At 51.1% G+C, this 5,658-nt stretch carries 5 protein-coding genes and 2 pseudogenes; all 7 read right to left on the bottom strand.

The genetic code is table 11. The features are described 5' to 3' along the window. A pseudogene (locus tag QRM89_RS20825) lies at nucleotides 1-190 on the bottom strand (type VI secretion protein); the annotation flags it as partial. Nucleotides 191-268: 78 nt separating this feature from the next. Further along, a complete protein-coding gene (locus QRM89_RS20830; RefSeq protein WP_285449001.1) occupies nucleotides 269-751 on the bottom strand; it encodes a DUF4189 domain-containing protein in 483 nt (160 codons plus the stop codon). 192 nt (nucleotides 752-943) lie between these two features. After that, on the bottom strand, nucleotides 944-1,438 hold the full coding sequence (locus tag QRM89_RS20835; RefSeq protein ID WP_115005798.1) for a DUF4189 domain-containing protein: 495 nt from the start codon (nucleotides 1,436-1,438) through the stop codon (nucleotides 944-946). Nucleotides 1,439-1,446: 8 nt separating this feature from the next. Beyond that, nucleotides 1,447-2,067 (bottom strand): annotated as a pseudogene (locus QRM89_RS20840) (type IV secretion system protein); the annotation flags it as partial. 717 nt (nucleotides 2,068-2,784) lie between these two features. Beyond that, nucleotides 2,785-3,177 carry a hypothetical protein gene (locus tag QRM89_RS20845; protein ID WP_285449003.1) on the bottom strand — a complete coding sequence of 131 codons (393 nt, stop codon included), beginning with the start codon at nucleotides 3,175-3,177 and terminating at the stop codon, nucleotides 2,785-2,787. Nucleotides 3,178-3,964: 787 nt separating this feature from the next. Next, on the bottom strand, nucleotides 3,965-4,672 hold the full coding sequence (locus tag QRM89_RS20850; protein WP_285449005.1) for a type IV secretion system protein: 708 nt from the start codon (nucleotides 4,670-4,672) through the stop codon (nucleotides 3,965-3,967). Nucleotides 4,673-4,755: 83 nt separating this feature from the next. Further along, complete coding sequence (locus QRM89_RS20855; protein WP_285449008.1) at nucleotides 4,756-5,256, bottom strand: DUF4189 domain-containing protein; 501 nt, start codon at nucleotides 5,254-5,256, stop codon at nucleotides 4,756-4,758. Nucleotides 5,257-5,658: the final 402 nt, after the last annotated feature.

Consider the following 5,658-nt stretch of genomic DNA (forward strand, 5'->3'; position numbering starts at 1 on the left):
CTTGCAGTCCCTTGTCATCCACCACTTGCAGGGCGTCGATCGTGGTCAGCGCAACTTGCATCCAGGCTAGGCTTTGGTCGATCTGCTGCTCCGCCGTTTCATCTTCGTCGCCGGTGATCAACCCGGTGATTTCCTGGGGAACGTCCACCGCGAGAAACTGGTGCAGCTCCTGCCCAAAAAATTTATCCAAAAGAGGCAATCATTGTGGCTCAATCGATCCGTTCGTGCATTCACGCTAAGGCAAAAATCCCACTAATCCTTCTCTACATCAGTATTCTTGAAACTCTGCTTTACTACAATCTGAATAGCCCACTACGCAGTCCGAATTGCCGCAGTCTCGCAATGCATTGCTTTCCGCCAACTCTTTGGAATTATCGTTAAAAGTGTTAAATCGTCCAAGTAGAGTAGATTGCGCTTGAGCTATGCAACTATTCTTATACAAGACTTTCACTTTACAATCGCTTCCACCAATTTCCACACAGGCCTTAATTGCATTTTTCTTTGCTGCAGACTTGGAATGCTCCTTTGCTGCAAAGCCAAGTACTGAGTTGTCCTGACTTCTAGCAAGAGCCCCCCACCGAGTGCTCCACTCACCGGTTGGCTGAGGTGCATTTGAGTTTCCAGCCGCTATAGGCGCGCACCCTGACACTCCTTGACCGCCTATAGGGTAAAAACCAGGCGGACATGCACCTTCTGCAGAAGCCAGGACCGGAAACATACTAAGAAAAAAAAGCAAGAAATAACGTTTCATAAGCATTTCTAGTGAGAATTTCGATTGGAAGCGCGCTCACCCGTCTGCTGGGACTGCGGGGCATTAGAACCTGACATTCGCATTCCTGTCATTGCTCCATCGTCTACTCGATACCAAGCGCGAAGCTACTTTTGTCCAGCAAGCGCCAGCGATCAGACCTTTTACACATTATGAGTCAAACCATATCCCAGATTAGTAACTTCTAAAAGCAGCCTGACTGCACCCTGAATAATAAATTTTACAATCAGATTTTCCGCATTCCTCTAAAGCAATGCTCTCTGCCCTTACCTTAGAAGCGGATGTGGACGTCCTAGAACTATAGGTCGCTTGGGAACTAGCTATAGCAATACATCCATTCTTATAGAAAACTTGTGCTTTACACCCAACCCCTCCAGCTTGAGTACAGAAATCGACAGCGGCCTTACGCGCATCAGATTTCGACGCCTTGCTTTCAGCTACACCTAGTATTTTATCGTCTTTACTATAGGCTAAAGCACCCCAGCGAGTCCTCCACTCACCCGTAGGCTGAGGAGCGGAATTATTGCTTGGACTCATCGGAGCACAACCTGATACGCCCTGCCCACCAATAGGATAGTAACCTGACGGACAATTTCCTTCCGCCAAAGCACCAGAAGAATAAACAAAATAAATAAAAATAACACGAATTAACGCACTTAGTTTCTTCATCTTAGCTCCTACCCCGCACTAGTGTCACGATTCACGGCTCTGGAGCCTGCCTGCGGAGTTTGAGACATACTCGAACCAACGACTTGAGGCGAGGTAGCACGAACATCATCTGCACGCCTGTTGTCATTACTGCTTGGCTGACTGGGAGTGTACGACCCCGGCGCCTGCCCCTGGGGCCCAGGCGATCCGCCGGCCGATGTGGCGCCACCGATCTGCGAGTACGCCATGAAGCTGCCCAGCGTGCCTTGGAAGAAGAATGCTGCCATTGGTGGGGTCGTCAGGATCAGAAGCGTCAACAATACGCCCATACCACCCGTCTGCATTGCCTGGCTTGTGATGCCGGTCGTGAAATCCGTATCCAACAACACGCCAAGCCCCTTGACCGCCCAGAGTGATCCGGCAACCTTCACAACCATCTTCATGCAGATCGGCACCATTGCCGCCAGCACGCCCATCGAAAACATCGTGCCGATCCCGTAAAGCAGCCACTTCTGGAACAGCTGCTTGGTCTGGTCGAAGAGCAGGCACAGGATGAACAGCGGACCAAAACCAACGAACATCGCGATGTCCACTTGATACAGCAACAACATGGCAGCCGCCGTCAGCCCCGGACCACCTGTACCAATGCACGTTAACCACTGTGCGGTAGTTTTGTACTATTGCAGTCCTTCGTCATTCACTAATTGCAAGAATTCATTATTATTGCGAACAAAGTGCATACAGACCAGCTCCAATCGAACTGCTTTTAACGTAACCCATTAGTTAAAATAACTCCCATAAGGGCTGACCTAAGGAAAACTACAGCTCCAAAACCTGGTCGACACTAAATTCTAATACGCCCTAAAATAAGGATCACTGCAAGCAGTGTAAAATAATTTACAATCCGACACACCACTTGCCGCACAGCGACTAGTAGCCATTTGAAGAGCCTGCTTACTATCAGGCGCAGAGATAATACTTGAACTATTTGCAGACTCCGAATCTACGACAGCAACGCATGCATTTTTGTAGACAAAAATCACTTTACAACTTCCGCCTGCGCCCCCCTTATTACAATTATCAAGCGCGGTGCGGCGGGCAGCAGACTTAGATTTCTCTCCTGCAGTAGCTCCTAGCGTTTGTGTGGCCTTATCTTTCGCGAGAACTCCCCATCGAGTTTCCCATTCTCCTGTTGCTTGTGGTGCTGCGCCCCCCCTTGATTATTGATGGGAGCGCACCCCACTGCTCCCTGGCCACCTATGGGGTAATAACCCGGAGGGCAATTACCCTCCGCGAGCAAAGGAAATCCCATTGCACAGGCCAAGGTAAATAAAATCAAAGAAAATAAAAGTCTCATAAATCCCCTACTAATTTCTTTCGGAAGCTCTGCTGCCGCTGTTTTGTTGTTGGATCGGCTCAGAGGCAACTAACTGGCGATTGCGTTCACTGCCAACGGATGCAGAACCTTCCAAAGGCCTTTGTGGCACGTAAGACCCAGGCGCCTGCCCATGCGGTCCAGGCGATCCGCCGGCCGAGGCCGCGCCACCAATCTGCGAGTACGCCATGAAGCTCCCCAAGGTGCCTTGGAAGAAGAATGCAGCCATCGGGGGCGTCGTTAGGATCAGGAGCGTCAACAATACGCCCATACCGCCAGTCTGCATCGCCTGGCTTGTGATGCCGTTCGTGAAATCCGTATCCAACAACACGCCAAGCCCCTTGACCGCCCAGAGTGATCCAGCAACCTTCACAACCATCTTCATGCAGATCGACACCATCACCTCCAATTTGGCGCCAACCCCCATTTAATATCGGGCTGAGCTCACACTGACTTACCGTGTATCAGCATTCATGGCGCCGAACCCAGCCCTGCAAGCCACTAGATCTTTAGCAGATAGCCGCCTTGAACGTATAAAATTTTTCTTTCGAATGAGTAAAAATGAAAAAATTAATTCTACTATTTCAGAATGAGAAATTCATAGACCATGCCGGGCCTCATTAACCCCAGAATCCCAACTCAGAAACGCTTAAAAAATGGATCCGAACAAACGGAATACACTAACTTACAAGAGTTACCCGACTTTTGTTTGCAGGAGTTATCAGAGTGCTGCTGAGCAGCTATCAGATCGAGCCCGTTCTCAATAGTATAGATGCCCCCTCCAATGACTTGCGACATACCAATACAAGTGTTTCTAAACGTGTATTTGATCATGCACCCCTCCGAACCATCTGCACAGGAGTCTATGGCAGATTTCACGGCGTCACGTTTACTCAACTTACCCGACGAGGTGCCCATCGTGCCATCGGGTGACATAGCGATTGCCCCCCAAGTTTTTATCCACTTACCGGTCGCTCTCGGTGCCGTACCTGAGCCTGCGCCACTTTGGGGTATAGGAGCGCAACCAGCAGCGCCTTGCCCTCCAATTGGATAATATCCCGGAGGGCAGTTGCCTTCCGCTAGTGATTCAGAAGATAGAAAAACAAAAAATAATAGCAGGAAAATCTTAACCATAATGGCACCCTAAAGCACGAATGCTTGAAGTTAAACTTTCACCCACGAGAACGACTCATATCGTTTGAAGTTGGCGCTTGAGCCATCAAGCCGGAAGACGTGTTAGACCCCGAATACGCTCCTGAATTTGGAGATGTAGCTCGCACTTCCGGCGCAGACGAGGAAGCCGACGAGGAAGCCGACGGTCCACTCTCTCTGGCAGGACTAGATGGAGTGTACGACCCCGGGGCCTGCCCCTGCGGCCCAGGCGATCCGCCGGCCGAGGTCGCACCGCCAATCTGCGAGTACGCCATGAAGCTGCCCAGCGTGCCTTGGAAGAAGAATGCAGCCATCGGGGGCGTCGTCAGGATCAGAAGCGTCAACAATACGCCCATACCGCCAGTCTGCATCGCCTGGCTTGTGATGCCGTTCGTGAAATCCGTTTGCAACAAAAAGCCAAGCCCCTTGACCGCCCAGAGTGATCCGGCAACCTTCACAACCATCTTCATGCAGATCGAAACCATGGCTGCCAGCACGCCCATCGAAAACATCGTGCCGATCCCGTAAAGCAGCCACTTCTGGAACAGCTGCTTGGTCTGGTCGAAGAGCAGGCACAGGATGAACAGCGGACCAAAACCGACGAACAGCGCAAAGGCCACTTGATACAGCAACAACATGGCAGCCGCCGTCAGCTCCGGACCACCGGTGCCGATACCTCTCATCCACATCGCGGTGGCTTTTTCCTCTTGCAGTCCCTTGTCATCCACCACCTGCAGGGCGTCGATCGTGGTCAGCGCACAACTTGCATCCAGGCCAGACCCTAGTCAATTAGAATATAGAAATAAACCCATTAAAAACTTTTAAATACAGGGTCTGTACAATCTGAATAAATCAACTTACAGGATTTACCAGATAGCTTCTTGCAAGCATTGTCCGCGTTTCGCTCGGCATCCTGCAAATCCGATCCTCCCTCAAAAGCAGTAACTCCCCCACCAATCACTTGCGACATTCCGATACAACCGTTCCTGTAGGTGTATATAATCTTACAACCACGAGACTCACCACCGCACATATCCAACGCAGACTTGACAGCGTCGCGCTTACTTAACTTGCCGGATGCGGTACCTAAGTCGCCACCATCCTTTGTACCTGCAACTGCCCCCCAAGTTTTAAGCCATTTGCCCGTTGCCCTTGGTGCTGAATTCGCACCGGCCCCTCCGCCCTGAGGTATAGGCGCACAACCCGCGGCTCCCTGTCCTCCGATGGGATAATATCCTGGGGGACAATTACCTTCTGCAAACGATTGAAATGCCAACAGAAGTAAAGAGAAAAAAATAATAGCTTTATTCATAATACACCTAGATCGTCCATGGCGACCGCAGTTAAGTAGTTACTCGCGAGAACGCTTCATATCGCTTGATGTTGGGGCTTGTGCCATTGCACCAGGAGATAAGCTTGGGGTGGAAGAAGGTCCTGAACTAGGCATTGCAGCACGATATTCCGGTAGAGACGGGGAAGCCGAGGATTGGGACTCTCTGGCGGGTGCTGGTGGAGTATAAGATCCCGGCGCCTGCCCCTGCGGCCCAGGCGACCCAGCAGCCGATGCAGCGCCGCCAATCTGCGAGTACGCCATGAAGCTCCCCAAGGTGTCTTGGAAGAAGAATGCAGCCATCGGGGGCGTCGTCAGGATCAGGAGCATCAACAATACGCCCATACCGCCAGTCTGCATCGCCTGGCTTGTGATGCCGTTCGT

This window comes from Xanthomonas sp. LMC-A-07 (genome assembly GCF_030208825.1).
Classification (GTDB): domain Bacteria; phylum Pseudomonadota; class Gammaproteobacteria; order Xanthomonadales; family Xanthomonadaceae; genus Xanthomonas; species Xanthomonas campestris.